Source organism: Vibrio sp. D420a (assembly GCF_030248625.1).
GTDB lineage: Bacteria > Pseudomonadota > Gammaproteobacteria > Enterobacterales > Vibrionaceae > Vibrio > Vibrio fortis_A.
Map to the genome: position 1 here is coordinate 1 of NZ_JAHGAN010000048.1, position 5,350 is coordinate 5,350.

5 protein-coding genes are annotated in these 5,350 nt (G+C 45.8%); 3 read left to right on the forward strand and 2 right to left on the reverse strand.

From position 1 onward, the window contains the following. Positions 1–23: 23 nt before the first annotated feature. Positions 24–212, reverse strand: coding sequence for a DUF2065 domain-containing protein (locus KI743_RS22295; protein ID WP_032549906.1), 189 nt, complete (start codon positions 210–212; stop codon positions 24–26). A gap of 172 nt (positions 213–384) precedes the next feature. On the opposite strand from KI743_RS22295, the gene KI743_RS22300 reads away from it, so the two are divergent. Then, positions 385–1,701 carry an adenylosuccinate synthase gene (locus KI743_RS22300; RefSeq protein ID WP_032549903.1) on the forward strand — a complete coding sequence of 439 codons (1,317 nt, stop codon included), beginning with the start codon at positions 385–387 and terminating at the stop codon, positions 1,699–1,701. A 280-nt stretch (positions 1,702–1,981) separates the two neighbouring features. Further along, positions 1,982–2,617, forward strand: coding sequence for a tetratricopeptide repeat protein (locus tag KI743_RS22305; RefSeq protein ID WP_150872908.1), 636 nt, complete (start codon positions 1,982–1,984; stop codon positions 2,615–2,617). 129 nt (positions 2,618–2,746) lie between these two features. On the opposite strand, the gene KI743_RS22310 is transcribed toward KI743_RS22305, so the two are convergent. After that, positions 2,747–4,156, reverse strand: a complete 1,410-nt coding sequence (locus tag KI743_RS22310) for an amidohydrolase (protein WP_285468291.1) — start codon at positions 4,154–4,156, stop codon at positions 2,747–2,749. A gap of 249 nt (positions 4,157–4,405) precedes the next feature. Between KI743_RS22310 and KI743_RS22315 the strand changes: the two genes are divergently transcribed. After that, the coding region (locus KI743_RS22315; RefSeq protein WP_285468292.1) for a winged-helix domain-containing protein at positions 4,406–5,350 on the forward strand (945 nt) is incomplete at its 3' end.

Genomic DNA, 5,350 nt, shown 5'->3' on the forward strand with positions numbered 1-5,350 from the left:
AATCTCGAATCTCGAATCCCGAATTACCGATACGTCATAAACGCAATCACCGCACCGGCAACAACTAAGCAACCACCAATACGTCGAAGCTGATTATCTGGTTGTTCACTAAGCTGAGCCATCATGTTGCGCCAGCCTCTTGGAGCAATAAGTGGCCCTAAGCCTTCAACGACCAAAACTAGGCCGATAGCCAGCCAAATAGAGTGAGACATGATAGGTGCCTTATGAGATAAAAAAGGAATGATATCAGTATCTTTACGCATTTTGATACCGCCTTATGTGTGCTGCTTGTGACCAATTCTCACTATTGTGAACAAAAAATGACTGCAAGAATTGTGATTCGGTGCTAGAATCCATTTTTAACTAGCAACAGATACTGGAAAGATGGGAAATAACGTAGTCGTTCTAGGCACCCAATGGGGTGACGAAGGTAAAGGTAAAATTGTTGACCTTTTAACTGAAGATGCAAAATACGTGGTTCGCTACCAAGGCGGTCACAATGCAGGTCACACACTTGTAATTGACGGTGAAAAAACCGTTCTTCACTTAATTCCATCAGGCATCCTGCGCGATAACGTTAAATGTGTTATCGGTAACGGTGTTGTACTTTCGCCTGAAGCACTTCTTAAAGAAATGAAGCCTCTTGAAGAGCGCGGTATCCCAGTGCGCGAGCGTCTTTTCGTTTCTGAAGCTTGTCCTCTAATTCTTCCGTACCACATCGCTATCGACAACGCGCGTGAAATCGCTCGTGGCGCGAAAGCTATCGGTACAACGGGTCGTGGTATCGGTCCAGCTTACGAAGATAAAGTTGCTCGTCGCGGTCTACGCGTTGGTGACCTTTTCGATAAAGAAATGTTCGCTGAGAAGCTAAAAGAAGTAATGGAATTCCATAACTTCCAACTAGAGCACTTCTACAAAGCTGAAACAGTAAGCTACGAAGAAGTACTTGAGCAGTGCATGGGTTACGCAGATCTACTAACTTCAATGGTTATGGACGTAACTGACGAACTAGACGCAGCACGTAAGCGCGGCGACAAGATCATGTTCGAAGGCGCTCAAGGTACTCTACTAGATATCGACCACGGTACTTACCCATACGTAACTTCTTCTAACACGACTGCTGGTGGTGTTGCTGCAGGTTCTGGTTTTGGTCCTCGTCACATCGGTTACATCCTTGGTATTACTAAGGCTTACTGTACTCGTGTAGGTTCAGGTCCATTCCCAACTGAGCTTTACGATGGTCTAGACAAGCAAGACCCAGTAGGTAAACACCTAGGTGATGTTGGCCACGAGTTTGGTGCAACAACAGGTCGTCTACGTCGTACAGGTTGGTTTGATGCAGTAGCAATGCGCCGCGCAATCCAAATCAACTCTCTAACTGGTATGTGTCTGACTAAACTAGACGTTCTTGACGGTCTAGAAGAGATCAAGATCTGTACTGGCTACAAGATGGCTGACGGTTCTATCCTAGAAGTTTCTCCAATGGCTGCTGAATCTTTCGAAGAAGCAACGCCAATCTACGAAACAATGCCAGGTTGGTCTGAGACAACATTTGGTGCTAAGACAATCGACGCGCTTCCACAAGCTGCTCTTGATTACATCAAACGTATCGAAGAACTAACAGGCGTACCAGTAGACATTATCTCTACAGGTCCAGACCGTAACGAAACTATTATCAAGGTTCACCCTTACAGCGCATAATGCTGATACACGTAAGTGTATAGATAATAGAAAGTTCTTAGAAAGCCAGCTGAAATAAGCTGGCTTTTTTGTGCCTGCAATTTGGAGTTTCACCAGTACTACTTTTGAGTGTGATGATCTTTTGTACGCTATCTGGCAAAATATTGCCCATTGGCGGCAAGTTTTGTCTAAAGCGATAGGCGTCGTTGCCGATACAGATATCATAGTGAGTGAAATGTAATTGAGTTTGGGTTTTCCAAAGGCTCAATACGTTTTTAAAACAAGATAATAGAGTGCAGGTATGAAGCTACGAACTGTGGCAGCTTCATTGATAATGGCGCTGAGCTCCTCCTTGAGTCATGCTAATTTGGCTGATGTCGGTGAGCCGGTACCCATATACACAGAAGCTGAACTGATCAATCTGATAGAAAAGAATCAACACCTTGAGCGTGTGAAAGCTGATAAGTGCCAACTGGTTGAAGATATTGTTGCGCGTGCGACGCGTATCAGTTTGCCTTCTTATGAGTTTTTATACGGCGATATGCTGGCTTGGGGTGTATGTGTAGAGCAAGACGTTGAACTTGGTCTGTACTACATGGAAAACGCCGCTCATCAAGGTTTGCCGGCCGCTTTAGAGCAGCTTGGCCGTTACTACTCACGTGGTACCTTGGTTCAGCAAGATAAAGAGCGAGCGATCCCTTATCTACGTGAAGCAGCATCTATGGGTAACCTTAATGCGCGTATTCACTTAGCTGAGCTATTACTGCGTGATTATGGTAGCCCGTTAGATTATGAAGACGCGTACCGCTGGCTGTATAACTCAGTCACTGCCGATCAGCGTCAACACAAACGCATCTCTGTATTGAGGAGTGGGTTAGAGCAAAGAATGCCAGACAACATTATTGCTCGAGCCAAACGACGCGACGTTTTCTGGTAATACCGAATCCTAATCCTGTAATGATCTCTGCACTCATTATTACGGGACACTGAAAGCTGAAAAGCCCTGCCTAATTAGATTAGTGCAGGGCTTTTTGCATTTAGATAGTCATGCTATTGAGTGGTGAGATTATTGAACCACTTCACCTGACTCTACAACGGTTTCTCGCACTACTTTGGTGAAATCCAGTGCTTCTTGACGAATCTTATCTTCATCAACAGTGAGCATGTTGCGGTCTTTCATCAGCAGTTTACCATCGACGATTGAGTGGCGAACGTTACCTGAGTTTGCTGAGTACACCAGTGCAGAGTATGGGTTGTAAACCGGTACCATGTTTGGCGCTTTGGTATCGATCACAATGATGTCCGCCAATTTACCGATCTCTAATGATCCGATCTTATCTTCCATGTGTAGCGCTTTTGCTGCACTCATCGTCGCCATGTCGATCACTTTGATCGGCGGCATAGCTGCACGATCCTTGTTAACTAGTTTATGAACTTTGGCAACTTGGTTGAATTCATCGATGGTGCTCAAGGTGTTACCCGACATTGGACCATCGGTACCTAGGCCAATACGAACACCTTCATCGTACATCTGCAGAGCAGGCGAGACGCCTTTCGCTGATTTGATGTTAGCACTCATATTGTGGGCAACGCCCATGTCTGACTCTTTCACTAGTTCAATGTCTTCGTCATCAACCAGGATCATGTGTGCGCCAACTAGGTTTTTGTTGAGTGCGCCAATGCTATGCATGTACTGAACAGGCGATAGGCCATCAGAGCGTTCGGCGATCTTCTCTTCTTCACGATGGGATTCTGCTAAGTGGATCATCACAGGAACATCCAGTTCCAGAGATAGCTTCGCTACTTTTTGTAGGATCTCTGTGGTGTTGGTGTAAGGGGCGTGTGGTGCGAATGCTGGCGTGATACGCGGGTGGTCTTTGTACTCTTCAATAAAGTTGAGCGCGTACTTAATCCCTTCCTCAGCATTGGCCGCATCAGCGACAGGGAATTTAATCACGGTCTCACCCAGTACAGCTCGCATACCAATCTTATCGACGGTCTTCGCTACTTCATCTTCAAAGTAGTACATATCCGCATAAGTGGTTACGCCACCTTTGATCATTTCAACGTTACCTAGGTTGGCGCCAATGCGAACCATATCTCGCGAAACCAGCTTCTTCTCCAGTGGGAAGATATAGCGGTGTAGACGGTCAGGAACATCGTCAGCCAATGAGCGGAACACAGTCATTGAAACGTGGGTGTGAGTATTGATAAGACCTGGCATTACGATGTCGCCGTCGACATCAAGTACTTGCTCAGCTTGGTATTGCTTCTCTAATGAAGCATCGCCCACAGCAATGATTTTGTTGTCTTTAACTACTACCGTACCGCTCTCATAGACGGTTTTGTCTTGGTTCATGGTCAGAACCATGGCATCTGTGATCATCAGATCCGCTTTTTCCATTGCGTTACTCGTCAAAGAAAACAGAGATAAGCTAGCCATCGCTGATGCAATTAAGGTGCGTTTTAAATTCATATCAATACTCAGAACAGGATTTGGTAAATTTTGCTGAATCATAGTCGATTTAATTGGTGTCGCAAACGTTTGTTTTATCGTTTGCGTAAAAATTTGATGGTTGAACGGAATTACGATCGGATATTTCACATCATGAAGATTTGTATCAATCTCAGCTAATTTGTCGGTTTTCTAAAGCATATCTGTAGCTTACCTGTTGCATCGGATATAATAGATGTATATCCCTTCCTTGCTTAAGCAGGCCCGCCTATGACCAAAAAGATACCGATGTCAGAAAATACGACAACCACAGCTAATGCTGATCCTTTTGCAGACCGAGAGTCGCAAAACTATGAGAATCCAGTTCCAAGTCGCGAGTTTATTCTTTCGTTTCTGACGGACGCGAATATTCCAATGAACCGCAACGATCTGTTCGAGGCATTAGGTTTATCAGGCGAAGACCAATATGAAGGTTTGCGCCGTCGTCTGCGTGCGATGGAGCGTGATGGCCAATTGATCTTTACGCGTCGCCAATGCTACGCACTACCAGAGAAACTGGAGCTGATTAAAGGGTATGTGATTGGTCATAAAGATGGTCACGGCTGGGTACGCCCTGATGGCAGCAAAGGCAAGGATGACGACATTCTACTGCCACATCATCAGATGAAGACACTGATGCACGGTGACTACGTTTTGGCACAACCAACCGACAACAGCAAACGCGGTCGTCGTGAAGGTCGTTTAGTACGTGTACTTGAAGAACGCACAGCTCCGTTAATCGGCCGCTTCTTCCTAGAGTATGGTCACTCTTACGTAGTTCCTGATGATTCCCGAATCAGTCACGACATTTTGATCCCAACCGAGCATAAAGGCGGTGCTCGTATGGGTAACGTTGTGGTGATCGAAATTACGGATCGCGGTGGTCGTTCACGCAATATGATGGGTAAAGTTACGGAAGTTTTGGGTGAGAATATGGCTCCGGGGATGGAGACCAAGATTGCGATTCACACTCACCAAATCCCTCATGAATGGCCGCAAGCGGTCGAAAAGCAGATTGAAAACCTAGGCGAGCATGTTCCTGAAGAAGCGAAAGAAGGCCGTGTAGATTTACGTGAGCTGCCTTTGGTGACAATCGATGGTGAAGATGCGCGTGACTTCGATGATGCGGTTTACTGTGAAGCGAAGAAAGGTGGTGGCTGGCGCTTATGGGTAGCG